The following is a 24,134-nucleotide window of genomic DNA, read 5'->3' as shown; positions in this document are numbered from 1 at the left end:
GGGTTCAATGAAATCGGGGCATCATCCTCGCCCGGATACCCCGACATCACGGAACCCGAGTCGATCGTGATGGACCGAAGCCACGCGAGCAGCGCGGCTCGTCGGGTCAGGGGCGGGCGAACAGCGGCCCGTAGTTCGACCGGAACATCTGCTCGCCGAGGCGGCGCAGCACCAGGTCGCGCAGCGCGGGCGACAGCCCGGTGGCCTTGTCCCGGCGGTGCGTCTGGCTGAGTACCCAGTCGGTACGCGGGCGGCGGCGCGTCTCGTACCCGTGCAACGCCTCGGCGATGCTTCCGGCGGCGGCCAGTGACTCGGCGAGCACGATGGCGTCCTCCAGAGCCATGGCCGCGCCCTGGGCCATGTTCGGCGAGGTGGCGTGAGCGGCGTCGCCGATCAGCAGCACCGGCCCCCGGGACCAGGAGTCGAGGACGACCTCCTGGTTCGGCCCGGCGTGCAGGGTGCTGGCGTCGTAGTCGAGGGCCTTGAGCATGGTGGCGGCCGGCTCGGTGAACGTCGCGCCCAGCTCGTCGCGCCAGCCGGGTCGGTCGGCGACCGGTCCGTCGTTGTAGTAGCAGTACGTCTGCTCGGCGCTGATCGGGATCGTCAGGAACTGCCTGCCGCGCCCCAACTGCACCGACCAGACCGGCTCGTCGTCGATCCGGGGAGCGACCCACCGGTACGCGTACTGGCCTAGGTCGCGGGCCGTCTGACCGTTGAAGGCGAGCCGCCGGACCGTCGAGTTCACCCCGTCGGCGCCGATCACCAGGTCGTACCGTGCGCTGCTGTCGTCGTCGAAATCGACGGCGACCACGTCGCCCTCCCGGCGGAGCGCGACCGGCTGGCGGCCCCAGCGGATCGGGGCGTCGCCGACGCCGGCGAGCAGGGCCCGGTGCAACTGCGCCCGGGACAGCGACGCGCAGGGCCCGACGCCCTGCCACAGTGCGGCCACGTCGATGTCGAAGAGCCGGCGTCCGCGCTGGTTGGCGCTGCGCTGCCGCGTGATCTCCACGGCGACGTCGGCGACCGGCTCCCGCAGACCGAGTACGTCGAGCATCCGGGTCGCGTTGCCGGTGAGGTAGATGCCGGTGCCGGAGTCGGCCGGCCCAGGTGCCCGCTCAACCACGTCGGCCGTCGCGCCCCAGTCCCGCAACGCGGACACCGTCGCCAGTCCGGCGACACCACCGCCGACGATCAGTACCCGAACACCGTCACCCCGCACGACATGTACCTCCCCGTTGCCCGTTCCGGCCGGCTGAGCTGCTGCTCAACGGTCCGGCCGCCGCCGCACTCTACGAGGCGGGGAAGGCGGCGGCTGGCATCGGGGACACGGGGTGTGCCGTGCCGGCGGATGGCTGCGACGATCAGGACATGACGACCGCTGAGGCGTACGCCAGGTTTGCCCGCCGCGAGGTGCGCGGGGTCTCGCCCGCGTACGAGCGGCTGTCCCTGGCGGTGTCCCGCGACGACGAGCTGCTCGCCCTGCTCGACGGGCTTCCGCCGGCCAAACGGCAGCCGAACCTGTTGTTCGGTGTCGTCCGGTGGCTCGGCGGCCCGGTCGAGGACCCGGCCGCGTTCCACGACTACGCCGTGGCGAACTGGTCGGCCATCGAGGCGCAGGTGCGGGCTCGGGCCACCCAGACGAACGAGGCCGGGCGGTGCGCGGTCCTGCTGCCGGTGCTCGCCGCGCTGCCGCAGCCGCTCGCTCTACTGGAGGTCGGCGCGTCCGCCGGGCTCTGCCTCTACCCCGACCGGTACGCCTACCGCTACGGCGAGCATCAGGTCGGCTCCGGCGAGCCGGTCCTGGACTGCGCGGCCAGCGGACTGGTACCGCCGGCACGCGTACCCCAGGTGGTGTGGCGGGCCGGCCTGGACCTCAACCCGCTCGACGTGACCGACCCCGACGACGTGTCCTGGTTGGACGCCCTGATCTGGCCGGAGCACGCGCACCGGCGGGCCCGGCTGCGCGCCGCGGCGGCGGTCGCCGCGGCCGACCCACCGCTGCTGGTCCGCGGTGACCTGGTGGACGACCTGCCGGCGCTCGCGGCGCGGGCGCCGGCAGGCGCGACCCTCGTGGTCTTCCACACCTCCGTGCTCTACCAGGTGCCCGTGCCGCGTCGGAAGGCGTTCGTCCGGCTGGTCAGTGGCCTGCCCGGGCACTGGGTCGCGAACGAAGCCCCGGAGGTGCTGCCGTACGACGGGTTGCCCGACCTCCCGGAGGCGGCGCTGCACAACGTCCTCGCCTTGGATGGGAAGCCGCTGGCGTGGACCCGGGGGCACGGCCAGTCGATGACCTGGTTCGGCTGACGCCCCCGGGGCGTCGATGCCGGATACGGGTCAGAGCGAACGGCTGAACTCCATCCGGTCGGCGAAGTTGTCGTAACCCGCACGCTGAAAGCCCTTGAACATCGCGATGTTCTGTACGTCGCAGTCGCCGCGGATCTCTGTGGCACCGTTCTCCGCCAGGATCGCCGTACCCCGTGCCACGACCGACGAGCTGTAGCCCTTGCCCCGGTGGGCGGGAGCGACACCGACGAAGCCGATCACGGGAAAGGCGGGGCTGTGCGCCGGGAGGCTGATCACGGCCGGGGTGCCGTCGGCGTCGTACCCGATCTCCCACCACTGCGGCTCGTGGTGGAGTTCGGCCGATTCCTCGAACAGCAGCTCCGCGGCCTTGCGCCGGCCGTGACGGCGTACGTCTTCGGACAGCCGGGCGTCGGCGGTGTCGGCGAGCAGGGCCTCCAGCAGGTCGACGAAGGGTTCGGGGCCAAGGTCGGCGAGGGATCGGAATCGAAGCCGCTCGTCCTGCGCGGGCAGTTCCCCGCCGGCCAGCCAGCGGAAGCGCCGGCCGTCGCGGGCCACGGTGAATCCGGCCCGGCGCAGCAGTTCACCGCGCCGCTCGGGATGGCGCTGAAACTGTGGTGCCTGGGCCGGGGAATCCACCACGTGCCCCAGTTCCGTGGCACCGAGCGTCCTGGCCAGGGTGGCCATCTCCGCGAGCAGGGCGAGCCCGACGGTCAGGTCGGGGTCGTCCCAGGGGGCTTCCAGGAGCACGACATCGCTCGGCATGTCGTGGCCCGGCATGGTCCACCCGGCGACGCTGCCGATCAGACGGTCGCCGTCCTCGGCCACCAGGCACCACTCCGGCCGCGTGCAGCCCTTGGTGAGTAGGTCGGTCAGGTAGGTGCTGGTCGCGGCATTGCGTCCGGCATCGTTCGCGTCTTGGACGAGCCCGGGGATTTCGTCGGAGCGGGCAACACGGATCGTGGTCACAGGAGGGGCCCTTCAGTGTGGGTGTGGGGCAGCTTACGCAGGGTGCGGCTCGGACATCCGACCGCGCAGGGCCCGGATGAACCAGTCCAGCGCCGGCGCGGTCTGCCCGCCCGTCGGCCAGCCGTTGACCACCGCGAGCAGGTCGAGGTAGCGGTCCCGGCGAGGATCGTTCGCCGTCCCCAGCCGGGTCAGCAGTCGACGCCGCAGATCGGCGCCGTCGGACTGGCCGCTGAGCTGCGCGTACCGGCCGGTGACGGTCTCCACGATGGCGTCGGCGGCCGGCGAGGTCGGGTCGACGCCGGCCGCCAGGGCGGGTGCCACGGCGTCCCGGACCACCGCGACAGCATCCGGGCGGGGCAGCCCCGGGACGTCGTGGTCGGCGGCGTACTGCCGCACCAGTCGCCGCATGCCGGCGCGGAAGTCCGGGTCCCGGGCCAGCTCGGCCAGCTCCACCCACGCCTGTATCTGCGCCGCGCTGGGCTCGTCAGGCAGCTCCGGGGTCAGCGACCGCATGATCCCCGGGTACGCCGGCACGGTCACCAGGCCGTCGAAGACGGCGTCGAGGAAGTCGTCGACCAGCCGGCGACGCTCATGCCCGGAAAGCCGGGCCAGGGTGTGCAGCAGCTCCAACTCGTCGGCTCCGCCGCCGCGCCGGGTCGCCGCGATGAGCACCGCGTGGCGCAGCCGCAGGACGCGGATCTGCACCGCCAACGCCTCGGCGTGTGCGGCGGCCACCTCTGCCAGCGGCACCTCGTGATCGACCACCCGACGGATGGCGGCGAGGTCCACGCCGAGGTCGCGCAGCGTCCGGACCAGCTCCAGCCGGGCGACCGCGTCCGGGCCGTAGCGGCGGTAGCCGGCCGGACTCCGGTCGGTGGGCGGCACGATTCCCCGGTCGGCGTAGTACCGGATGGTCTTGACGCTCAGGCCGGTCCGCCGGGCCAGGTCGCCGATCGTGTAGCGCGTTTCCCCGTTCATGCCCCCACCCTGCTGTCTCCCCCCACTGGAGACTCAACCCAACACCGGCGGCGGCCGCTGACCACGCCCCGGCCGTACCCTGCCACGCGCCCTTTGCTCTGCTTCACTCCACGCAACACTCAGCACGGACAAGTGTTGCCTCCGTTGAAGCAGAGCAAAGGACCACACCCGGGCCTGGGCGCCGGCCGGCGCCGCCGACGGCCGGGAGCGCCGCCTGCGCTGACCCGCCGCCTGCACTGACCCGCCGCCGGCCGGGCGCGGCACTGCGCGAGTGTGGTGCCGTCGGGCGCGGCGAAGGTGGCCATGAGTACGCCCTCCCAGGACGGTTGGCCCGTGCGGAACCGCCCGGGCGATGTGGGTCAGCCGGCCCGCTCGTGGCGCAGCAGGACGACGCCGTTGCCGAAAACCCGGCTGCCGGGCGAATCGTCGGACCCTACGACGAAACCGTCGGATCCTTCGACGACACCGCCGGCATGTCCCGCATCCGGCGCAGCGGGGAGCAGACCACGAACAGGCACGCGGCCCAGGTGCCCAGCACACACACCCAGAGGGCGGCGCGCAGACCCAGCGCGGTGCCGAGCGCGCCGCCGGTCAGCGCCCCGAGCGGGATCACCCCGAGGCAGATCCAGAGGAACGCCGCGTTGACCCGTCCGAGGATCGCCGGCGGGGTGATCCGCTGCCGGTACGACATCGCCGCCACGTTGAACAGCACCGCGTTGGCCGAGAACGCGGCCAGCCCGGCCCCGTAGAGCAGCAGCCCCCAGCCGGGCTGCGCGAGCGGCATGAGCAGGTAGAACGGGCCAGGTGCGGCCATCGCCACCCAGATCACCCGGGCCGAGCCGAGCCAGGCCGTCAGCCGGGCGGCCAGCACCCCCACCACCAGCCCGCCGACCGCGCTGACCGAGAAGACCAGCCCCACCTGCACCGGGTTGGCGTGCAGCTCGCGGACCAGGAAGGTGACCTCGATCGAGCCGGACGCCATCACCCAGAAGTTCGACCAGGTGGTGCACGCCAGGATGCTGACGAGGATCGGTTGCCGCCGGATGAAGCTCAGCCCGTCGGTCAGCTCCACCCGCAGCGGCACCCGGGGGGCCGGCTCGCGGCGTACCGGCGCCTCGCGGATGAGGATCAGCGTCAGCGCGCTGACCAGGAAGGCGAATCCGTTGGTCAGGAAGGTCCGGGCCGCGCCGACCAGCCCGATGAGCACGCCGCTGACCGTCGGGCCGACCAGTTCGGCGGCATCCTCGCTGATGGTGAGCTTGGCATTGCCGTCCACCAGCAGGTCCGCCGGCACCAGCCGGGGCAGCAGGGTCTTGTACGCCACCGTGAACAGCACGGTCAGCACCCCGCCCAGCCCGACCACCGCGTACAGGAAGGTAAGGGTGAGTTGGCCGACCAGAGCGGCCACCGGCAGCGACAGCATGAGCGCGGCCCGACCCAGGTCACACGCGATCATCAGCCGCCGCTGGTCGAGCCGGTCGGCGACGATGCCCGCCGGCAGCGAGAAGAGCAGGTACGGCAGCCAGGCCAGGACGGTCAGCAGGGAGACCTGGAAGACGCTGGCGTTCAGGGTGTCGGCGGCGAGCAGCGGCACCGCAACGTTGGCGATCCGGGTGCCCAGCTCGCTGACCGTCTGACCACCCCAGAGCAGCAGGAAGCTCCTGCTGCGCCACAGCGACGGGACGGCACCGGTCGCGCTCGCCGGGGCCTGGGTCACCTGCTGGGTCACGATCACAGCCTGTCTGTGCGGTCACGCGTGCCGCCGGCCGGCTGCCCGGGGACCCTACCGGGGCCGCGATCGCACACGACACCGTATTTCGCGCCGCCCGGTCGGGTCGCCGGCCCGCTCAGGGGCAGGGCAGGTACCGTCCCAGGGCCGCGGGACGCCCCAGCGGCGAAAGGAGGCATCCGTGTCCATCGCCCTGATCACCCTCGGCGGCACGATCGCGATGGGCGGCGTCGACACCGGCCGCCCGGGCGTGGTCACCCGACTCACCGGCGCGGACCTCACCGCCGCCGTGCCCGGCCTCGCCGAGCTGGGCGTACCCGTGGACGTGCGCGACACCCACGCGGTGCCCAGCGCTCACCTCACCGGCCGTCAGCTGCTCGACGTGGTCGCGGAGGCGTCCCAGGCGGTGAACGGCGGCGCGACCGGCGTGGTGGTCACCCAGGGCACCGACACGGTGGAGGAGACGGCGTTCCTGGCCGACCTCATCTGGCCGCACGCCGCCCCGCTGGTGTTCACCGGCGCCATGCGCAACCCCACCCTGGCCGGCGCCGACGGGCCGGCGAACCTGCTCGCGGCACTGCGGGTGGCCGCCGCGCCGGCCGCCCGTGACCTGGGCGTGCTCGTCGCCGTCAACGACCAGGTGCACGCCGCCCGCTGGCTGCACAAGACGCACAGCACCAGCACCGCCACCTTCGCCTCGCCCAACGCCGGCCCGCTCGGCCAGGTGATCGAGGGGGAGGTACGGGTGCTGACCCGGCCGCAGCGGCACGAGCCGCTGCCGCCGGTCGACCCGGACCGGCTCGACGCGACCCGGGTGGCCCTGTACGTGGTGACGATGGACGACGACGGGCTGCTGCTGGATGGGTTGGCCGACACCCACCAGGGCCTGGTGGTGGCCGGCTTCGGAGTGGGGCACGTGCCCGCCACCCTGGCTCCGGTGCTCGGTGCCCTCGCCAGCCGGATGCCGGTGGTGCTCACCTCCCGATCCGGGGCCGGGTCGGTGCTGCGGCACACGTACGGGGCGGTCGGCTCGGAGACCGACCTGCAACGGCGTGGGCTGCTCAACGGCGGGTTGCTCGACCCGTACAAGGCGCGCGTGCTGCTGCGCCTGCTGCTCGCCGCCGGTGCCGGCCGGGACGAGGTGGCCGCCGCGCTGGCCCGGCACGGCTGACCACGGGCCGGGCGCTCCGACGGCGTCCCTAGACTGCTGCGGTGACCGGAGAGCGACGACCCCTGGCCGACCGGCCGCTCACCGAGCCGCACCCGTCCCGGCTGCCGCCCGAGCACCCCGACCGGCCCCGGATCCTCGCGGCGCACACGGCCGCGCTCGCCGCCGGGGAGGCGGGCTATCTCGACCCGGCGACCGGGCTGTTCGTGCTCAGCGCCGGTTTCCTGGCCGGCCGCGGCACCTGCTGCGGACGCGGCTGCCGGCACTGCCCGTACGCGGACGACCGGCCGGCCGGATGAGCGCCGGCCAGGTCGCGGCGGACCCGCCGAACGAGGGCTTCCGCCGGGCCCGGACACCCCGTACGGTGTCCGACGGACATCTGGCGGGCACCTTCCGCCGTCGGTCGGCGAGAGGGTGGAGCGTGCGCGGGCGGATCGTGGTCGCCGGGCTGGCGGCGCTGCTGGTGAGCGGCTGCGCCGCCGAGGCCGAGCCGGTGGCGGTGCCACCGCCGGCACCGATCGCGGTGGACGTGCCGGCGGCGTCGTCGGGCGGCGCCTGCCGCCTGCTCGACTTCACGGTCATCGAGCAGCTGGTCAAGGTGCGCTTCGACGTGGCGGCCGCCAGCGAACGGGGCGACACGTTCACCTGCGTCGTCCGGGCCGAGCGCGCGGCGCTGCCGGAGCTGACGCTGAGCGTGACCGACACCAAGATCGACAAGGCCACCTTCGGTGCGGACGTGGTGCCCGACAAGGCGACGAAGGTGACCGGGCTGGGTCAGCAGGCGTACCGGCGGACCATCGCGGCGGCGAGCGGGCGCGGGCCGGTCGCCGAGGTGGGGTGGCTGGCCAGCGAGGGGCGGCTGGCAACGCTGAGCTGGACGGCGGCGCGCGGTGCCCAACGTTCGGCGGCCGAGAAACTGACCGGTGACCTGGTCGCGCTGGCCAAGAAGGTGAACACCCGGACGCTGTGACGCCCGGGTCGCCCTCCTGGCCGGCGGTTGGTCAGTTGGCGGCGACGAAGACCCGGGAGGCGACCTCGCGGGGCAGCCGGACCCGGTCCCCGGAGCGGTCGATCGACACGCCGTCGCGCTCCTGGGCCACGGTCACCGTGGCGCCCGGGTCGACGCCGGCGGCGTGCAGCTGGCGCAGCACGTCGGCGTTGGTCTGCACGCTCTCGCAGATCCGGCGCACCACGACCGGCCCGGAGAGACCGGGGAAGGCCAGGTTGCGCTCACCCTCGCCGGCCTCGGCGGGCGCCGCCTCCGGCGAGCCCAGCTCCTCCAGGCCCGGGATCGGGTTGCCGTACGGGGAGCGGGTCGGCCGATTGAGCAGGTCGTACACCCGCTTCTCCACGGCGTCGCTCATCACGTGCTCCCAGCGGCAGGCCTCCTCGTGGGCCTCCTCGTAGGGCATCCCGATGACGTTGACCAGCAGCAGCTCGGCGAGGCGGTGCTTGCGCATCACGGACACGGCGGTGCCGCGACCCTGGACGGTGAGCATCAGGTGCCGGTCGCCCTCGACGGTGAGCAGGCCGTCGCGCTCCATCCGGGCGACGGTCTGGCTCACGGTGGGACCGCTCTGCTTCAGTCGCTCGGCGATCCGGGCGCGCAGCGGGGGCACACCCTCCTCCTCCAACTCGAGGATGGTGCGCAGGTACATTTCGGTCGTGTCGACGAGCGAGTGAGCGTTTATCTTCATCACCTGTTAGCGAGGACCGTTACCGGAGGCTCTAGTGTCTCACGATCGACCGACGATCGACCACCACCACCCCGGAGGCAGCCGTGGGTGAGCCTGTACCGCTGAGGTGCGGCATCTACTGCCGGATCAGCGAGGACCGAGAGTCCGAGGAGAAGGGCGTCACGGATCAGGAGGCCGACTGCCGGGAGCTGGTGGCGGCGTTCGGGTGGGAGGTGGCTGAAGTCTTCGTCGACAACGACCTGTCGGCCAGCACCAAGGCCAAGAAGCCCCGGCCGCGGTTCGAGGAGATGATGGAGCAGGCCGAGGCCGGCTCGCTCGATGTGCTCGTCTCGCTGAGCAACAGCCGGTTCACCCGTCGCCCGATGGAGCTTGAGCGGCTGATCACGCTGCACGACGCCAGGGGGACGCTGCTCTATACCGTCAAGAGCGGCAACGACGACCTGTCGACCGCCGATGGCCGCATGGTCGCCCGGATCAAAGCAGCGGTTGACGCCGCGGAGGCCGAGCGGACCGGAGAGCGTGTCGAGCGGGCCGCCAGGCGGCGCCGGGAGGCCGGCGAGCTGCACGGGGGCTCCCGGACGTTCGGCTACGTCCACGACTCGCCGCTCGGGTACTGCCGGGAGAAGGACCCGATTGCCGAGAAGGCCCTCAAGGACGGCAGGGATGTCCTGCTCCAGACCGGCAAGGTGTCCAAGGTCCGGCAGCTTTGGCAGAGCATGGGCGTTCTCACTCCGCTGGGCAAGGAGTGGAATAACGACGGCAACGTGGCCCGAACTCTGCGCAACCCTCGCATCGCCGGCCTTGTGTCGCACGACGGCGAGATCGTCGGGGTGGGCAAATGGCCTGCCATCTTCACCCGCGCGGACCATGAGGCCATCGTCGCGGCTCTGGGCACTCGGGGCGGCAGGGGCAAGGGCGGACCCCCGAGGGCTCGGAAGTACCTGCTGCCGGGGTTCGTGTACTGCATGTGCGGCACCCCGATGTCCGCTCAGGTCTACGTCGCCCCCGAGGGCAAGACCGGCAGCTTCAACCGCTACATCTGCATCAAGCAGAGGGGCGGGTGCGGCCAGGTCTCGCGTCAGCGTCCGTGGCTGGAGCTGGTGGTCAGGGAGTGGGTGGCCGGCGCCATTGAGGGCCGCCTGAGTGTCCCTGAAGGCGAGGATGCGGGCGACCCTAACCCTGTCCTGGAGGCGGAGATTCAGGAGCTGGAGGCGGCGATCAAGCGGGTGCGGAGCGCGCTGGTCAAGGGCGTCTTCACTGACGATGAGGCCCTGGAGGAGATCATCCCGATGCGGGAGCAGATCCAAGCGCTGCGCTCCAAGCAGGGGGAGCTGGCCAGGGAGGCTGCGGCGATCCCGGTCGACAAGGACCAGGAACTAGAAGACTGGCTTGACGATGACCCGGAGACGTTGCACCACCGCAGGGAGATCCTGGGTCGGTACGTCAAGCGGATCATCGTCAAGCCAGTAGGGAAGGGCGGTAGCAACGGAGTGGACGGGCCGCCGATTGACTCGGTGGTTATCGCTCCTCGCGGCTGAGCCTGGCCTTCCGGATAGATCGAAGGATGGCAGTTACCTCGGGGGTCTGCGAGGAGATCCCGCCGGCCGGCGCGTGGATCTCCTGCACCCACCGCATCTGGTTCTGCTCGCCCGGCAAGTGGCGCACGCGGGCGCTGGTGACGGGCACCGGGCCGAGCGGCACGCCGTTCTCCTTCAGCCCGGACGACAAGGCCGAGGCGCAGATCGTGTCCTGCCCGAAGCCCAAGAAGTAGGATCGGGGCATGAAGACGTGGGGGATGGCGGTCGAGTACCGAGGGGCGCCCATCGAGCCGCACCTGGACGGTGGGCGGATCGACGAGCGCGTGGAGTTGGCCAGCATGACGGTGGACGGGGAAAGCAAGACCCGGATCACCGCCTCGGTGACCGCTGAGTCGGAGGAGGAGGCCCGCGCGATCGGGACGGCCGGCATCGCCGAGCTGGCCCGTACCCTGCGCCTGCCGGCGGAGCCCGCCAGCATCAGCGTCACCGCATAGCGCTACCCAGAAGGCCCGGCTCCCTACTCGGGGGTCGGGCCTTCTTGCGTTTCCAGCAGCTCCGGCCGGTGATCCTTGATCCACTTCCCCACGTCGGCCTTGCGCCACACGTTGCCCATGGTCAGCTCAGCGATCGGGTCAGGGAACCCCTTCGAGGAGGCGATCACATGGGCACGCTGACGGGACACGCCACCCAACATCACGCGGATCTCCGCGACTCCCACCAGTTCCACGTCATTGACGGTAGACATGTGCGGAGTGCTACGTGAAGACAACGTCGATCACTGCTGGCGGCCATCACTGACGACTGTCCCGTCGGTTGTTGACGGCCATCACTGACGACTGTCAACCTGTAGGGCATGGAGCTGAGCAACCGAAGTTCGCACTACATGTCCGGCCAGCCGGAAGTCGTCCGCCCCTACGTCGACCCGCGTCGACTGGCGCCGAACCGCCCGCACATCCCGCAGCGACCGATCTGGCAGTGCAGGGTCTCTGCGGTGACCCGTGGCCGTGCGAGCCGTCCCGGCTGCTGATGCTGATGGAATACCGGCGGAACATGATCGCCCTGTCGATCTACATGGGCAGCTACCTACACGACGCGGTCGGCGACCTGATCCGCCTGCACCCGGACACTCCGCCCGACTCCCAGGACTTGTTCGACAGGTTCATCGCTTGGACCAACCCGCGCCGGCACTCTGCGGACGAGACCCAATAGCGCAAGACGAAGGAGGTCCCTGGCCATCGCGGCTTGGGGCCTCCTTTTTGGTGCCCTTTTTCCGTTTGGAAAGTCAGGCGGCGAAGCGGACCCGACTCCAGTCGAAGTGCCCTTTGCCCTCGTGGATGTAGAGCGCGGGCCGCGGAGCGACGCGCCGGGTGAACCGCCCCTCGAACCAGACCTCGCCCTTGCGCCGGCCGTGCTCGCTGGCCGTGGCTCGCAGGTAGGCGCGCGTGTCGGTCACCAGCTCGACGCGGCACCGGACAGGGTGCCGGTCATCGTCGAGCCAGTACGCGAGGTCACCTACCGTGAGCTGCCACACGCGGGGAAGGATACGCCCGGCTCGCGTGGATATGCACGGTAGGTGACCCGCCCCACTGCCTCTGGCCAGCGAAAACGCTAGCGGCGCTCCCGGCTGCCCTGCGCGCTCTGCTTCTCCTGCGCCGCCAGTCGCTGGCCGTACTCGCGGCCGAGGTTGCGGAAGTGGTCCCGGACGCTCTGCGGAAGGTTGCTCATCGTGACTCCCTGTACCTAGTAGAACGGGCGATCGACCGCCGCCGACCCGCGAACCGACGACCGGCATGGTGTTGGATGGTCGCCATGTCCGGTAATCAGGAGCCGCTGGTCGAGGTCGAGCGGCTCGCCGCCGAGCTCGACCGCGCCGACCCGCCCACCCTGCTCGACGTCCGCTGGCGGCTCGCCGGCCCGCCCGGCCGCGACGACTACCTGGCCGGTCACCTGCCCGGCGCGGTCTTCGTCGACCTGGACACCGCGCTCTGCGGGCCGCCCGGTGCGGGCGGCCGGCACCCGCTGCCCGACCCGGCCGCGTTGCAGGCCGCGCTGCGGGCCGCCGGCGTCCGGGCCGGTCACCCCGTGGTGGTGTACGACGGCGGCGACGGGCTGGCCGCCGCCCGGGCCTGGTGGATGCTGCGCTGGGCCGGGCACCGCCCCGTCCGCGTGCTGCACGGTGGCTACCCGGCCTGGGTCGCCGCCGGTCGACCCGTCTCCACCGCGAAGCCCACCCCGGCCCCCGGCGACGTCGAGGTGCGCCCCGGCGATCTTCCGGTGCTCGACGCCGGGCAGGCCGCCGCGCTGGCGGCCGCGGACGACGCCGTACTGCTCGACGTGCGGGCCGCGCCCCGCTACCGGGGTGAGGTCGAGCCGATCGATCCGGTCGCCGGGCACGTCCCGGGCGCGGCGAACCTGCCCGCCGGAGAGTACGTCGACCCGGACGGGCGTTTCCCGGCCGCCGACGTGCTGCGCGAGCGGTTCGCCGCCGCCGGGGTGACCGGGGCGCGGTCGGTGGGGGCGTACTGCGGCTCCGGGGTGACCGCCGCGCAGGCCGTGCTCGCGCTGCACCTGGCGGGCCGACCGGACGCGGCGCTCTACGTCGGATCGTGGAGCAACTGGGTGGCCGACCCGACCCGGCCGGTTGCCTCCGGGCCGACACCCGGCCCCTGAGCAGCGCGTGTGGTGGGCCGGCGACGGTCCTCGTGCGACGATGGGCTCATGTCCGACGACACTGTGGTGGTGTGGGACGAGTCGCTGCTCGCCTACGACATGGGTGACCATCCGCTCGACCCCGTCCGGGTGGAGCTGACCGTCGCGCTCGCCCGTGAGCTGGGCATCCTGGACCGCCCCGGGGTCCGCCTGGTCAAGCCGGAGCCCGCCGACGACGCCCTGCTCACCCGGGTGCACCACCCGGCCTACCTGGCCGCGGTGCGCGCCGCGCCGCGCGACCCGCTCTTCGCCGGGTACGGGCTGGGCACCTCCGACAACCCGGTCTTCGACGGGATGCACGAGTCCAGCGCGCTGGTCGCCGGCGCCACGGTGGCCGCCGCGGAGGCGGTCTGGCGCGGTGAGGCGCGGCGGGCGGTGAGCGTGGCCGGTGGCCTGCACCACGCGATGCCCGCCCGAGCCTCCGGTTTCTGCGTCTACAACGACCCGGCGGTGGCCATCGCCCGCCTGCTCGACCTGGGCGCCGAGCGGATCGCGTACGTGGATGTGGACGTGCACCACGGCGACGGGGTGCAGCAGATGTTCTGGGACGACCCTCGGGTGCTCACGGTCAGCGTGCACGAGACCCCGCTCGCGCTCTTCCCGGGCACCGGTTTCCCGGACGAGACGGGTGGGCCGGGCGCGCAGGGCACCGCGGTCAACATGCCCCTGCCGCCCGGCGTCAACGACACCGGCTGGCAGCGGGCGTTCCATGCGATCGTGCCGTCGGTGCTGCGTGCGTTCCGGCCGCAGGTGCTGGTCAGCCAGTGCGGCGCCGACGGGCACCGGCTGGATCCGCTCGCCGACCTGAACCTCACGGTGGATGGGCAGCGAGCCACCTACGTCGCGCTGCGGGCGCTCGCCGACGAGTTGTGCGACGGCCGCTGGGTCGCCACCGGCGGCGGCGGGTACGCGTTGGTCGAGGTGGTGCCCCGGGCCTGGAGCCACCTGCTGGCAGTGGCCACCGCTGACCCGCTCGACCCGGCCACGCTCACTCCGCCGGCCTGGCGGGCACTGGCCGCCGCCCGTGGTCCGGGCCGGGAGGTGCCGCTGCGGATGACCGACGACGCGGACCCGTCGTACGAGCCGTGGCAGCCGACCGGCGAGCCGAACGCGGTGGACCGGGCGATCGCGGCCACCCGCAAGACGGTCTTCCCGCTGCTCGGGCTCGACCCGTACGATCCGCGGGACTGAGCCGGGCCCGGGGGAGGACCGCGCCGGTGACCACCGTGGACCAGCCGGTGGACGTGCTGCTCAGCGACGGCAGCACCGTCCAGTTGCGACCAATCAGGCCGGATGACGCGCCGGCCGTCGTGGCGATGCACGGCCGGTTCTCCGAACGCACCCGCTACCTGCGCTACTTCTCGCCGTACCCGCGCATCCCCGAGCGGGATCTGATCCGCTTCGTCACGGTCGACCACCACGATCGGGAGGCGTTTGTGGTGCTGGCCGGCGACCGGATCGTCGCGGTCGGCCGCTACGAACGACTGGGCCCGCAGGCCCCGGAGGCGGAGGTCGCCTTCGTGGTGGAGGACGCCCACCAGGGCCGGGGCATCGGCTCGGTGCTGATGGAGCACCTGGCCGACGCCGCACGGCGCAACGGCATCATGAGCTTCGTCGCCGAGGTGCTGCCGGCCAACGGGCAGATGCTGCGGGTCTTCGCCGATTTCGGTTACCAGGTCCAGCGCGAGTTCGCCGACGGGGTGGTGCACCTCAACTTCCCGATCGCGCCCACCGAGGCCACGCTGGAGGTGCAGCGCGGCCGGGAGCACCGTACCGAGGCCCGCTCGATCGCCCGGCTGCTCGCCCCGCGCGGCATCGCCGTCTACGGTGCGAGCGCGACCGGCCAGGGCGTCGGCGCGGCGGTGCTCGGGCACCTGCGCGACGGCGGCTTCACCGGCGCGGTGGTGCCGGTGCACCTGAGTGCGTCGACCGTGGCGGGGCTGCCCGCGTACCCGTCGGCGGTCGAGGCCGGGGTGCCGGTGGACCTGGCGGTGGTGGCGGTGCCGCCGGAGGCGGCGACCGCGGTGGTGGCCGACGCCGCGGTCGCCGGGGTGCACGGCCTGGTGGTCATCTCCGCCGGCTTCGCCGAGGCCGGCGCCGAGGGCGCGGCGGCGCAGCGGGCTCTGGTCCGGGCGGCGCACGCCGCCGGGATGCGGGTGGTCGGCCCGAACTGTCTCGGCGTGGCCAACACCGACCCGGCGGTACGCCTCAACGCCACCCTCGCCCCGGCGCTGCCGCCGGCCGGACGGGTCGGCATCTTCAGCCAGTCCGGCGCGTTCGGGGTGGCGTTGCTCGCCGAGGCTGACCGGCGCGGCCTGGGGCTGTCCAGCTTCGTCTCGGCCGGCAACCGGGCGGACGTGTCCGGCAACGACCTGCTGCAGTACTGGCAGGACGACCCCGCCACCGACGTGATCATGTTGTACCTGGAGACGTTCGGCAATCCGCGTAAGTTCGCCCGGCTGGCCCGGCGGATCGGCCGGGCCAAACCGGTCGTGGCGCTCGCCTCGCCGGCCCGCCCGGTCGGGGTGGGCGACACCGCCGGCCCGGACGAGGTGGCCGTGGCCGCGCTCTTCGCCCAGTCCGGGGTGATCCGGGTGGACACGGTGCCGGAGCTGCTCGACGTGGGGGTGCTGCTGGCCAACCAGCCGCTGCCCGCCGGTGGCCGGGTCGGCGTGGTCGGCAACTCCTCGGCACTCACCGGCCTGGCCGCCAGCGCCTGCGCCGGGCACGGCCTCACCGTCGTCGACGGGTACCCCCGCGACGTCGGGCCGCACGCCGGCGCTGCCGAGTTCGCGACCGCGCTGGCCGAGACGGCCGGCGACGACCGGGTGGACGCCCTGGTGGTCGTCTTCGCCCCGCCGCTGCCCGGCCAGCTGACCGGTGTGGACGCCGACGTCACCGCCGCGCTGCCGGCGGTGCTCGCGTTGGGCAAGCCGACCGTGGCGACCGTCCTGGTCGGCCGGCTGCCGGCGGGGGTGCCGGCGTACGGCGGCGTGGAGGAGGCGGTGCGTGCCCTCGCCCGGGTGCACCGGTACGCCGAGTGGCTGCGCCGGCAGCCCGGGGTGGCACCCGAGCTGCCCCGGATCGACCGGGCTGCCGCACCGGCCGCGCTGCGCGCCGACGCCACCGACCCGATCGCGCTGCTGGCCGCGTACGGCGTCGACGTCGTGGCGTCGGTGCCGGTCGACTCGGTCGACGGCGCGGTCGACGCGGCGGTGCGGTTGGGCTTCCCGGTGGCGCTCAAGGCTGCCGCGCCGGGGCTGCGGCACCGGCTCGACCTCGGCGCGGTCCGGCTGGACCTGCCCGACGAGCCGGCGGTCGGCCGGGCGTACGCCGAGTTGGCGGCCGTCTTCGGCGCGGACGTCCTGGTGCAGCCGATGGTTGCGCCCGGCGTGGCCTGCGTGGTGGAGCTGGTGGAGGATCCGGCGTTCGGGCCGGTTGTCGGCTTCGGTCTGGGCGGCGTCGCCACCGAGTTGCTCGGCGACCGGGCCTGGCGTGCGGTGCCGTTGACCGACCGGGACGCCGCCGAGCTGGTCGACGAGCCGCGGGCGGCGCCGCTGCTGCGCGGGCACCGGGGCGCCGCCCCGGTCGACCGGGCGGCCCTGGCGGATCTGCTGCTGCGGGTCGGTCAGCTCGCCGACGAGCAGCCCCGGGTGCGGTCGCTGACCCTCAACCCGGTGCTCGCCCGCCCGGACGGCATCTCGGTCCTGCACGCGCAGGTGCAGGTCGGCGGCGTGGCCGCCCGCCCGGACACCGGCCCCCGCCGCTTGTAAGGAATTGCACCTTCTTAACGCCTCCGGTAGAGGAAGGGCCCCTTGTTAACCAGGGCTGGCGGGCGAGCGCGGGCGTGCGGCGGATCAGGCGCGGCTGGAGATCTGCTGGATGGCCCAGGCGTTGCCGTCGGGGTCGGTGAAGAAGACGAAGCCGACGTTGTCCAGCGGGTGCGGCGTGGGGCTCGGGTTGGCGCCCAACACCTGGATCTCGCTGACTTCCACACCCCGTTCGACCAGCTCGGTGCGGGCCCGCTCCAGGTCGGGCACCACCAGTTGCAGGCCCTTGAGGGAACCCGGCGGCATGTCCGGGACGGCGCCCTTGCCGATCACGACGGAGCAGCCGGAGCCGGGCGGGGTCAGCTGGACGATTCGCACGTCGTCGCCGACCACCGTGTCGTGGTCGACGGCGAAGCCGAGCCGGTCGGCGTAGAACGTCTTCGCCCGGTCCACATCGGAGACCGGCACGACCACCACTTCCAACGTCCAGTTCACGGTGTCTCTCCTCGCATCGTCGTTGTCAGGCGCAGCAGGTCGGCGAGCCGCGTGAAGCTCTGCCCGACGCCTCGGGCCATCGGGTAGCGCAGCACGGTGTCCCGTCCCTCGGGGGTGGCGTAGCGCAGCGTGGTGGTGACGGTCGTCCGTCCGGCCAGCTCGGTGAACGCGTGGCTGACCAGCGTCTCGCCCGGGTAGGACTGGTCGTCGAAGAGTTCGGTGCAGACCAGCCGGTGCGGTGGCTCGATCTGCCGGTAGACCCCAGCCTGGACCATCCGGGCCCCTTGCGGGCCCAGTGACACGAACCGCCACCGCCCGCCGACCCGCAGGTCGACGTCGCACTCCGCCAGCCGCCAGCCGCGCGCGCCGTACCACCGAACCAGCAGTGTGGGCTGGGTGAAGGCGGCGAACACCAGGTGTGCCGGCGCGTCGAACAGCCGACTCAGCACGATCTCCCGGTCGCCGGGGGTGTGCACGACGACCGGGTCGTCGACGCCCGTCATCCGTCGGTCCCGTCCGGTTGGGCGTGCCGGTGCTCGGCGGCGGTTTCCTCGACGGCCTGGAGTTCGTCGAGCAGGGCATCGAGGCGCTGGTAACTCTCCGCCCAGTAGTCGCGGTAATTGGCGAGCCAGGCCGTCGCCTCCCGCAGCGGTCGGGCCTCCAGTCGGCACGGCCGGCGCTGGGCGTCCCGCCCGCGGCTGACCAGGCCAGCGCGTTCCAGCACCTTGAGGTGCTTGGAGATGGCCGGCTGGCTCATCGCGAAGGGCTCTGCCAGCTCCGTCACGGTCGCCGCACCTCTGGCGAGCCGGGCGAGGATGGCCCGCCGGGTCGGATCGGCCAGCGCCGCGAACGTCGCGTCCAGCAGTTCGGTGCCCACCGCTCATAACCTCCTGGTTTCATAACCAAGTGGTTTGTATCGCGGATCGACGTCACCGTCAAGCACCTCGACAACACGGAAGGCCCCGGCGAACCGCCAGGGCCTTCCGTGGGACCGGTGCGTCAGCAGGCGTACGCCTCCAGGCGCTGGGCGCGCTCCGGCGCGCGCAGCTTCAGCAGCGTCACCTTCTCGATCTGCCGGATCCGCTCCCGAGACAGGCCGAACTCCCGGCCGACCTCGTCCAGGGTGCGCTGCCGGCCGTCGTCCAGCCCGAACCGGAGCCGGATGACCGCCTGCTCCCGCTGGGAGAGAGTGGCCAGCACGATGCTCACCTCGTTGCGCAGCTCGCCCTGCGCGGCCGCGTCACCCGGCTCAACGCGCGGGTCCACCGCGGCCACGAAGTCGCCCAGCGCGCTCTCGCCATCGTCGCCGACGGCCTGGTCCAGGCTGACCGGCTCCCGGTCGTACGAGATCAGCTCGATGACCTGGAACTCGGGGATGTCCAGCGCCCGGGCGACCTCCGCGACGGTGGGTTCGCGGCCCAGCGTCACCGCCAGCTCGCGGCGGGCCCGGACCATCCGGTTGACCTGCTCCACCATGTGCACCGGGATGCGGATGGTGCGGGCCTGGTCGGCCATCGCGCGGGTGATCGCCTGCCGGATCCACCAGGTGGCGTACGTGGAGAACTTGTAGCCCTTGGCGTAGTCGAACTTCTCCACCGCGCGGATCAGGCCGAGGTTGCCCTCCTGGATCAGGTCGAGAAACGCCATCCCGCGTCCGGTGTAGCGCTTGGCGATGCTGACCACCAGCCGCAGGTTCGCCTCCAGCAGGTGGTTCTTGGCCGCCCGGCCCTCCGCGACGATCAGCTCCAGATCGGCCCGCAGCTCCGGTGAGACGGGGGTGCAGGTGGCCAGCTTCTCGTCGGCGAACAGGCCGGCCTCGATCCGGCGGGCCAGGTCGACCTCCTGAGCCGCGGTCAGCAGCTTCGTCCGGCCGATCCCGTTGAGGTAGGCCCGGACCAGGTCGGTGGAGATGCCGCGCTCGTCGGTGGCGTCCAGGTCGACGAGGACCTCGGTGACCCCGTCGGTGTCGGTGCTGGCGGCCGGGCGCGTCCGGTTTTCCGTCATCTGCAGGACCATCTCTGTCTCTCCCCGTGTCCACGTCTGTGCCGTGTCTCCGGCCCAGTGGTGCCGGTGTGACCCACAGCTTGGCGGGCGGGGCGTAAAACGGGAGTGAGGCGATCGGGCACCCGACAGGAATCCGGTCGGATCGGGGCGGGAGTGTGTCGCCCCGGTGTGTCCTTGCCCGCCCCGGCTACCGTGCCGACGGTCGGCCACCCACGGTCGGCGGCGACAGGAGATGGAGAACGACGTGGTCTTCAAGCGGCTCATGCAGGCGATGGGGGTCGGCGGCCCGTCGGTGGAGACGGTGCTCACCAACCCGAACTGCCGACCGGGCGGCCAGTTGGAGGGCCGTATCCAGGTCATCGGCGGTGACCACCAGGTCGACATCGACCACGTGGCGCTGGGGCTGGTCACCCGGGTGGAGGTGGAGAGCGGCGACAACGACTACGACACCACTCAGGAGTTCCACCGCCAGCAGGTCACCGGTGCGTTCCGGCTGGAGCCCGGGCAGCGACACGACATCCCGTTCCGCTTCGACGTGCCCTGGGAGACACCGGTCACCGAGCTGTACGGGCAGCATCTGCACGGCATGACGATGGGGCTGCGTACGGAGCTGGAGGTGGCCCGCGCGGTAGACAAGAGTGACCTGGACGCGGTCTCGGTGCACCCGCTGCCGGCACAGGAGCGGCTGCTCGACGCGTTGCTGCGCCTGGGGTTTCGGTTCGCCCGCGCTGATGTGGAGCGTGGGCACATCTACGGCGTCCGGCAGACGTTGCCGTTCTACCAGGAGATCGAGTTCAACCCGGCGCCGCAGTACGCCCGCTCGATCAACCAGTTGGAGGTCACCTTCATCGCCGACGGGCAGCAGATGCAGGTGGTGCTGGAGGTCGACAAGCGCGGCGGCGTCTTCACCGAGGGTCGGGACGCCTTCGGCCGCTTCACGGTCGACCACGCCACCGCCGACCGCACCGACTGGACCGCCGAACTCGACGGCTGGCTCCGCCAGTCCCTGTCCCGCCGCGGCCTCTTCTCCTGACCCACCCCTCGGCCCCCGGCCCCGCCGATCAGAGGTCCAGGAGGATGGTGCGGGGGCCGATGTTGGTGCTCTCGACGAGCATGTGGGCGCGGAAGCGGCCGGTCTCCACCTTGGCACCGCGCTCGCGGAGCGCCTCGACGACGGCCGTGACCAGCGGTTCGGCCACCTCGGCCGGGGCGGCGGCCGTCCAGCTCGGACGGCGGCCCTTGCGGGCGTCGCCGTAGAGGGTGAACTGGCTGACCACCAGGACCGGCGCACCGGTGTCGGCCGCGGACCGCTCGTCGTCGAGGATCCGCAGCTCGTGCACCTTGCGGGCCATCGTCCGGGCGGTCTCCGGCGTGTCGCTGTGGGTCACCCCGAGCAGCACCAGCAACCCGTCCTCGATCGCGCCGACCACCGCGCCGTCGACCGTCACGCTGGCCCGGCCGACCGTCTGCACCACCGCCCGCATCAGCCGGTCACCGGCGCGATGAAGCCCCGCTCCACCAGGTGCGCGACGATCGGCCCCGCCGCCTCGGCCAGTTCGTCCGGCTCGACCTCGTGCGCCGCCGCCAGCAGGGCGAGCTGGTCACGTAGCGGCAGCCGGCCGTCGGCCCCGCCGACCAGCGCCAGCACCAGCGGGTCGACCTCCTCGGTCCACCGCAGGCCGTCCGGCATCGCGAGGACCTGCCGGTCCACCGCCCAGCCCTCGTCGCCCATGGTGGCCTCCTGGCGCAGCTGGAGGCCGTCGGCGGCCCGGTAGCGCTCGGCGAGCAGCGCCTCGGTGTCGCGTACCCGCAGGAAGTCCTGACGGTCGAACCAGGCGGCGACCTGGTCGCCCAGCGGCGGCTGCACCCGCTGGCGCAGCTCCTCCACCCGGACCACCGGGTCGTCGTGCCCGCCGCGGCGCAGGGACACGATGCCGAAGCCGATCGCCTCCACCTTGTGCGCGTCGAACCAGTCCAGCCAGGCGGCCATCCGCTCCGGGTCGGCGCTCTCGCCGACATCGGTGAGCCACAGGTTGACGTACGCCATGGGGTCGGCCACCTCGCGCTGGATCACCCAGGCGTTCAGGCCGGTCCCGGCGAACCAGCCGGCCACCCGCTCGTCCCACTCCTCACCGGCGACGTGCACCCAGTTCGCCAGGTACTGCATGGTGCCACCCTCGGTGAGCAGGCCGGGGGCGGCGGCGGCCAGCTCGGCGCCGATCGCGTCACCCACCCGGCCGGAGTCGCGGTAGACGTGCGTGGTGGTGCCGGGGCCGACCACGAACGGCGGGTTGCTCACCACCAGGTCGAAGCGGCGGCCGGCGACCGGTGCGACCATGTCGCCGCGCAGCAGTTCCCAGTCCTGGCCGTTGAGGGCGGCGGTCGTCGCGGCGAAGCGCAGGGCCCGCTCCGAGAGGTCCGTGGCGGTCACGGAGCCGGCGTGGGTGGCCAGGTGCAGGGCCTGGATGCCGGAGCCGGTGCCGAGATCCAGCGCGGTGTCGACCGGCCGGCGGACGGTCGCGCCGATCAGGGTCTGGGTGGCCCCGCCGATGCCGAGCACGTGCTCGGAGTGCAGCGGTCGGCCCGGCCGGGCGCTGGCCGGCACGTCGGCGAGCACCCACCAGTCGTCGCCGTACGGCTCCAGGTCGACGCCGGCGCGCAGGCCGTCGCCGTGCCGCTCGACCAGCCCACCGGCCACCGCCTCCGCCACACTCAGCGGAGCCAGCGCGGCGGCCACGGTCGCCTCCGACTCGGTCTGGTCGCAGATGAACACCCGGATCAGTGTGCCGAGCGGGTCGCGCTCCTCGGTGGCCTTCAGCGCGGCCCGGTAGTCGTTGCGCGCGACCGCGCCGGTGGCCTGCGAGCCGAGCCGACCCGCGATCCCGTTGCTGGTGAACCCGGCCCGGGTCAGCGCGGTGCGCAACGCGTCGACGCCGGCAGGGGAGAGCAGCATTTCGTGTTCGTCCACACCGCCATCCTGCCCCCCGCCGCGCGCCCGGTCCGCGGCACCCGCCGGATCGAACCCGGAGCGTCGGTGTTCGTCCCGGGTCGGCGGCCGGGCAGGATGGGGTCATGACGCTCGTGCTGCCCATCGACCCCGAGGCCAACCGGCTGCTGGAGCGGAGCCCGCTGGCCAGGCTCCTCGGCATGGTCCTTGATCAACAAGTGCCGATGGAGAAGGCTTTCTCCTCGCCGTACGTGCTGGCGCAGCGGCTCGGCCACGACCTGGACGCGGCGGAGCTGGCCGGGTATGACCCGGAGGCGCTGGTCGCACTCTTCGCCACCCCGCCCGCCCTGCACCGGTTTCCGAAGGCGATGGCGGCGCGGGTGCAGGACGTGTGTCAGGTCCTGGTGGACCGCTACGACGGCGAGGCCGAGAGGCTCTGGTCGGACGTCGCCGACGGGCCGGAGCTGTTCCGGCGTGTCGCCGAGCTGCCCGGCTTCGGCAAGCAGAAGGCGCAGATCTTCGTGGCCCTGCTCGGCAAGCGGTTCGGCGTGACCCCGCAGGACTGGCGGGAGGCGGCGGGCGGTTACGGCGACCCGGGCGCGTACCGGTCGGTGGCCGACGTCACCGACGCCGACTCGCTGCGCAGGGTGCGGGAGTACAAGCAGCAGATGAAGGCGGCCGCGAAGGCGAAGTCAGCCGACGGCTGACGACCCGGCCGGCGCGCTCGCTCAGGCGGCGGTGGGGTGGGCCAACGAGGCCAGCGCGCGCCGGACGTCGGCGAGCGAGACGGTGGTGGAGTCGTCCAGGTCGGCCAGGCCAGCCTCGATCCACTGCCGCATCAGCGTGGTGACCCCGAGGCCGCGGGCGTCGGCGGCGGCCCGCACCCGCTCGTAGGTCTCCAGCGGCAGCCGGACCGACCGGCTCACCATCGGCACGTCGGTGTCGGGGGTGGGCAGGTCCACCGCCGGGCTCTGGTCGATCAGCTCGGCGATCCGGTCGTCGCCGCTGTGGAACTGCTTGGTCGCGTCGTTACGGTGCATCGTCACGGCCCTCCTCATCGGCGAGATCTCCGCACGGCCTCGTCGTAGCGCTTGGACTCGACGTCGCTCAGCTCCCGGGCGGAGAGGATGTCCCAGTCGTTGTCGGCGCCGTCGGCCTCGGCGAGCAGCACCGCCAGTCGGCGGCCTCGCCGGGCGGCGGCGTAGACCACCATCACGTCGTCGCCCAGGTGGCGGATCACCCGTCGGGCGCTGTGCAGCGCCTCCCAGACTTCCCCGGGCGTGACGTCGTAGACCCTCAGGTTGGCCAACGCCTCGTCGGTGAAGCTGAACCTGCTGCCCACGTCGCGGAGCGTACCACGCGCGTAACACGCACCGGCATGAGTCAAATTTCGCTGATCACGGCCTCGCGGTGACAGGATGGGTCGTAATCCCCTCGAGGAGGTTCATGGTGAAGCGTCAGGCGTACCAGCCGCTTCTGATCACCGACGCCTCGCGCAGCCAGAACGACCAGCTCACCAGCCGTCAGCGCCGCTATGTGCTGATGATGGGCATCCGGGTGGCGTGCATCATTCTCGGCGCGATCCTGGTCGGCGCGAAGGCCCCACTGCTCTGGCTTTGGCTGCCGTTGTGCGCCCTCGGCATGGTGCTCATCCCGTGGCTGGCCGTGCTGCTGGCCAACGACCGCCCGCCCAAGGAGCAGCACCGGCTGGCCAACCGGTTCCACCCCCGCCTGCAGGACGACACCCCGCCGATGAGCCTCACCGCCGAGGAACGCCCGCACAAGGTCATCGACGCCGAACCCTGACCCACCACGGGCGGGCCAGGGTC

General features: G+C 72.6%; 29 protein-coding genes. 14 read left to right on the top strand and 15 right to left on the bottom strand.

Annotated elements, in window-relative coordinates:
- Positions 1-106: 106 nt before the first annotated feature.
- Positions 107-1,219, bottom strand: coding sequence for an FAD-dependent monooxygenase (locus tag ACFYPS_RS16965; protein WP_354963156.1), 1,113 nt, complete (start codon positions 1,217-1,219; stop codon positions 107-109).
- Between the two features lie 149 nt (positions 1,220-1,368).
- Here ACFYPS_RS16965 and ACFYPS_RS16960 point away from each other — a divergent pair, with 149 nt between their 5' ends.
- Positions 1,369-2,304 carry a DUF2332 domain-containing protein gene (locus ACFYPS_RS16960; protein WP_354963155.1) on the top strand — a complete coding sequence of 312 codons (936 nt, stop codon included), beginning with the start codon at positions 1,369-1,371 and terminating at the stop codon, positions 2,302-2,304.
- Between the two features lie 30 nt (positions 2,305-2,334).
- Here ACFYPS_RS16960 and ACFYPS_RS16955 read toward each other — a convergent pair whose 3' ends face one another.
- From ACFYPS_RS16955 to ACFYPS_RS16945, 3 genes are all read right to left on the bottom strand, one after another.
- The gene (locus ACFYPS_RS16955) at positions 2,335-3,270 is read right to left on the bottom strand and encodes a GNAT family N-acetyltransferase (RefSeq protein WP_354963154.1); all 936 of its coding nucleotides are present in this window, start codon (positions 3,268-3,270) and stop codon (positions 2,335-2,337) included.
- Between the two features lie 33 nt (positions 3,271-3,303).
- Complete coding sequence (locus ACFYPS_RS16950; RefSeq protein WP_387325336.1) at positions 3,304-4,248, bottom strand: MerR family transcriptional regulator; 945 nt, start codon at positions 4,246-4,248, stop codon at positions 3,304-3,306.
- Positions 4,249-4,681: 433 nt separating this feature from the next.
- Positions 4,682-5,977, bottom strand: a complete 1,296-nt coding sequence (locus ACFYPS_RS16945; protein ID WP_354963152.1) for an MFS transporter — start codon at positions 5,975-5,977, stop codon at positions 4,682-4,684.
- 181 nt (positions 5,978-6,158) lie between these two features.
- Here ACFYPS_RS16945 and ACFYPS_RS16940 point away from each other — a divergent pair, with 181 nt between their 5' ends.
- The 3 genes from ACFYPS_RS16940 to ACFYPS_RS16930 all read left to right on the top strand — a co-directional run bounded on the left by ACFYPS_RS16940 (position 6,159) and on the right by ACFYPS_RS16930 (position 8,115).
- The gene (locus tag ACFYPS_RS16940) at positions 6,159-7,148 is read left to right on the top strand and encodes an asparaginase (protein ID WP_354963151.1); all 990 of its coding nucleotides are present in this window, start codon (positions 6,159-6,161) and stop codon (positions 7,146-7,148) included.
- Between the two features lie 41 nt (positions 7,149-7,189).
- Positions 7,190-7,444, top strand: a complete 255-nt coding sequence (locus tag ACFYPS_RS16935; protein WP_354963150.1) for a DUF5522 domain-containing protein — start codon at positions 7,190-7,192, stop codon at positions 7,442-7,444.
- A 122-nt stretch (positions 7,445-7,566) separates the two neighbouring features.
- Positions 7,567-8,115: a hypothetical protein gene (locus ACFYPS_RS16930; RefSeq protein ID WP_387325332.1), complete on the top strand. Its 549-nt coding sequence runs from the start codon at positions 7,567-7,569 to the stop codon at positions 8,113-8,115.
- Between the two features lie 31 nt (positions 8,116-8,146).
- Here the strand turns inward: ACFYPS_RS16930 and ACFYPS_RS16925 are convergent, their stop codons facing one another.
- Entirely contained in the window at positions 8,147-8,845 is a 699-nt protein-coding gene (locus tag ACFYPS_RS16925; RefSeq protein ID WP_354963148.1) for a metal-dependent transcriptional regulator, read from the bottom strand.
- Between the two features lie 80 nt (positions 8,846-8,925).
- On the opposite strand from ACFYPS_RS16925, the gene ACFYPS_RS16920 reads away from it, so the two are divergent.
- Genes ACFYPS_RS16920 through ACFYPS_RS16910 form a run of 3 tightly spaced genes read left to right on the top strand, consistent with a single transcriptional unit; the run spans position 8,926 to position 10,874 of the window.
- Positions 8,926-10,380: a recombinase family protein gene (locus ACFYPS_RS16920; RefSeq protein WP_354963147.1), complete on the top strand. Its 1,455-nt coding sequence runs from the start codon at positions 8,926-8,928 to the stop codon at positions 10,378-10,380.
- Between the two features lie 26 nt (positions 10,381-10,406).
- Positions 10,407-10,613 (top strand): hypothetical protein, encoded by a 207-nt coding sequence (locus ACFYPS_RS16915; RefSeq protein ID WP_354963146.1) that lies wholly within the window; start codon positions 10,407-10,409, stop codon positions 10,611-10,613.
- Between the two features lie 9 nt (positions 10,614-10,622).
- Positions 10,623-10,874, top strand: a complete 252-nt coding sequence (locus ACFYPS_RS16910) for a hypothetical protein (protein ID WP_354963145.1) — start codon at positions 10,623-10,625, stop codon at positions 10,872-10,874.
- A 23-nt stretch (positions 10,875-10,897) separates the two neighbouring features.
- Here ACFYPS_RS16910 and ACFYPS_RS16905 read toward each other — a convergent pair whose 3' ends face one another.
- The gene (locus ACFYPS_RS16905; protein ID WP_354963144.1) at positions 10,898-11,107 is read right to left on the bottom strand and encodes a hypothetical protein; all 210 of its coding nucleotides are present in this window, start codon (positions 11,105-11,107) and stop codon (positions 10,898-10,900) included.
- 248 nt (positions 11,108-11,355) lie between these two features.
- Between ACFYPS_RS16905 and ACFYPS_RS16900 the strand changes: the two genes are divergently transcribed.
- Entirely contained in the window at positions 11,356-11,589 is a 234-nt protein-coding gene (locus ACFYPS_RS16900; protein WP_354963143.1) for a hypothetical protein, read from the top strand.
- 73 nt (positions 11,590-11,662) lie between these two features.
- Here the strand turns inward: ACFYPS_RS16900 and ACFYPS_RS16895 are convergent, their stop codons facing one another.
- A complete protein-coding gene (locus ACFYPS_RS16895; protein ID WP_354963142.1) occupies positions 11,663-11,911 on the bottom strand; it encodes a hypothetical protein in 249 nt (82 codons plus the stop codon).
- Positions 11,912-12,189: 278 nt separating this feature from the next.
- Here ACFYPS_RS16895 and ACFYPS_RS16890 point away from each other — a divergent pair, with 278 nt between their 5' ends.
- The 3 genes from ACFYPS_RS16890 to ACFYPS_RS16880 are packed head-to-tail and all read left to right on the top strand — an operon-like array spanning position 12,190 to position 16,862.
- The gene (locus tag ACFYPS_RS16890) at positions 12,190-13,050 is read left to right on the top strand and encodes a sulfurtransferase (protein ID WP_354963141.1); all 861 of its coding nucleotides are present in this window, start codon (positions 12,190-12,192) and stop codon (positions 13,048-13,050) included.
- Positions 13,051-13,098: 48 nt separating this feature from the next.
- Positions 13,099-14,280, top strand: coding sequence for an acetoin utilization protein AcuC (locus tag ACFYPS_RS16885; protein ID WP_354963140.1), 1,182 nt, complete (start codon positions 13,099-13,101; stop codon positions 14,278-14,280).
- A gap of 26 nt (positions 14,281-14,306) precedes the next feature.
- Positions 14,307-16,862, top strand: a complete 2,556-nt coding sequence (locus ACFYPS_RS16880; RefSeq protein ID WP_354963139.1) for a GNAT family N-acetyltransferase — start codon at positions 14,307-14,309, stop codon at positions 16,860-16,862.
- Positions 16,863-16,946: 84 nt separating this feature from the next.
- On the opposite strand, the gene ACFYPS_RS16875 is transcribed toward ACFYPS_RS16880, so the two are convergent.
- The 4 genes from ACFYPS_RS16875 to sigB form a co-directional block, all read right to left on the bottom strand.
- Positions 16,947-17,354, bottom strand: coding sequence for a VOC family protein (locus ACFYPS_RS16875; RefSeq protein ID WP_387325325.1), 408 nt, complete (start codon positions 17,352-17,354; stop codon positions 16,947-16,949).
- A complete protein-coding gene (locus tag ACFYPS_RS16870) occupies positions 17,351-17,857 on the bottom strand; it encodes an SRPBCC family protein (protein ID WP_354963137.1) in 507 nt (168 codons plus the stop codon). Before ACFYPS_RS16870 ends, ACFYPS_RS16875 begins: the two co-directional genes overlap by 4 nt.
- On the bottom strand, positions 17,854-18,231 hold the full coding sequence (locus ACFYPS_RS16865) for a metalloregulator ArsR/SmtB family transcription factor (protein ID WP_354963136.1): 378 nt from the start codon (positions 18,229-18,231) through the stop codon (positions 17,854-17,856). Before ACFYPS_RS16865 ends, ACFYPS_RS16870 begins: the two co-directional genes overlap by 4 nt.
- 122 nt (positions 18,232-18,353) lie before the next feature.
- Positions 18,354-19,358: an RNA polymerase sigma factor SigB gene (gene sigB / locus ACFYPS_RS16860; RefSeq protein ID WP_354963135.1), complete on the bottom strand. Its 1,005-nt coding sequence runs from the start codon at positions 19,356-19,358 to the stop codon at positions 18,354-18,356.
- Positions 19,359-19,602: 244 nt separating this feature from the next.
- Here sigB and ACFYPS_RS16855 point away from each other — a divergent pair, with 244 nt between their 5' ends.
- The gene (locus ACFYPS_RS16855; RefSeq protein WP_354963315.1) at positions 19,603-20,391 is read left to right on the top strand and encodes a sporulation protein; all 789 of its coding nucleotides are present in this window, start codon (positions 19,603-19,605) and stop codon (positions 20,389-20,391) included.
- A gap of 28 nt (positions 20,392-20,419) precedes the next feature.
- Here the strand turns inward: ACFYPS_RS16855 and dtd are convergent, their stop codons facing one another.
- Together dtd and ACFYPS_RS16845 are read right to left on the bottom strand one after the other, a co-directional pair.
- Positions 20,420-20,842, bottom strand: coding sequence for a D-aminoacyl-tRNA deacylase (gene dtd / locus ACFYPS_RS16850; protein WP_354963134.1), 423 nt, complete (start codon positions 20,840-20,842; stop codon positions 20,420-20,422).
- Positions 20,842-22,326, bottom strand: a complete 1,485-nt coding sequence (locus ACFYPS_RS16845; RefSeq protein ID WP_354963133.1) for a methyltransferase — start codon at positions 22,324-22,326, stop codon at positions 20,842-20,844. The genes dtd and ACFYPS_RS16845 overlap by 1 nt, the downstream gene beginning before the upstream one ends.
- 104 nt (positions 22,327-22,430) lie before the next feature.
- Between ACFYPS_RS16845 and ACFYPS_RS16840 the strand changes: the two genes are divergently transcribed.
- On the top strand, positions 22,431-23,012 hold the full coding sequence (locus tag ACFYPS_RS16840) for an HhH-GPD-type base excision DNA repair protein (RefSeq protein ID WP_387325320.1): 582 nt from the start codon (positions 22,431-22,433) through the stop codon (positions 23,010-23,012).
- 21 nt (positions 23,013-23,033) lie between these two features.
- Here ACFYPS_RS16840 and ACFYPS_RS16835 read toward each other — a convergent pair whose 3' ends face one another.
- Together ACFYPS_RS16835 and ACFYPS_RS16830 are read right to left on the bottom strand one after the other, a co-directional pair.
- Positions 23,034-23,345, bottom strand: coding sequence for a hypothetical protein (locus ACFYPS_RS16835; protein WP_354963314.1), 312 nt, complete (start codon positions 23,343-23,345; stop codon positions 23,034-23,036).
- 14 nt (positions 23,346-23,359) lie between these two features.
- Positions 23,360-23,647: a hypothetical protein gene (locus ACFYPS_RS16830; protein ID WP_231930849.1), complete on the bottom strand. Its 288-nt coding sequence runs from the start codon at positions 23,645-23,647 to the stop codon at positions 23,360-23,362.
- Between the two features lie 104 nt (positions 23,648-23,751).
- On the opposite strand from ACFYPS_RS16830, the gene ACFYPS_RS16825 reads away from it, so the two are divergent.
- Positions 23,752-24,111, top strand: coding sequence for a DUF3099 domain-containing protein (locus ACFYPS_RS16825; protein ID WP_354963131.1), 360 nt, complete (start codon positions 23,752-23,754; stop codon positions 24,109-24,111).
- The last annotated feature ends 23 nt before the right edge of the window (positions 24,112-24,134 follow it).

Origin of the sequence: Micromonospora sp. NPDC005087 (assembly GCF_042872965.1) — a bacterium.
In the GTDB taxonomy this organism is placed as follows: domain Bacteria; phylum Actinomycetota; class Actinomycetes; order Mycobacteriales; family Micromonosporaceae; genus Micromonospora.
Note: the sequence above shows the minus strand (reverse complement) of the source record. Positions and strands in the feature narration are given on the sequence as shown.